The organism is Anaerotignum faecicola, from assembly GCA_024460105.1.
GTDB lineage: Bacteria > Bacillota > Clostridia > Lachnospirales > Anaerotignaceae > JANFXS01.
In genome coordinates this window covers 1-484 of record JANFXS010000206.1, presented here as the reverse complement: position 1 = coordinate 484, position 484 = coordinate 1, and the positions used below count along the sequence as shown (strand labels likewise).

Here is a 484-nt window from a genome sequence, read left to right as displayed (position 1 = left end):
GCTTATCGAAATCGGTAACCTGACCTACTCGGGTGTTCTGTACCGTCATGTTGACGCGCTCTACTGGTGTATAGATGGAATCAACGGCAATCACGCCAATCGGTAAATCTTCACTCTTGTTTTTGTCTGCGCTTACATAGCCGCGGCCCTTTGTGATCGTCAGTTCCATGTAGAACTTACTGTCTGTGCCGCCGCTGAGTGTCGCGATCACCTGATCCGGATTCATGATTTCAATATCCGGGTCCGCCTGAATATCAGCAGCCGTTACCACACCTTCGCCTTCAAACTCGATGTAGGCAACCTTTGCCTCATTGGTGTCGCTGTTATTTTTGATTGCTAAGCTTTTGATGTTCATAATGATCTCAGTCACATCCTCTTTAACGCCTGGGATAGAACTGAATTCATGCAAAACGCCGTCGATTTTTACCTGACTGACTGCGGCTCCCGGTAAAGAAGAAAGCATGATTCTTCTCAAGGAATTGCC

General features: G+C 47.3%; 1 protein-coding gene. It reads right to left on the bottom strand.

The features are described from left to right. Nucleotides 1-484: DNA-directed RNA polymerase subunit alpha (locus tag NE664_13560; protein MCQ4727659.1), on the bottom strand; the 484-nt coding region annotated here is incomplete at both ends.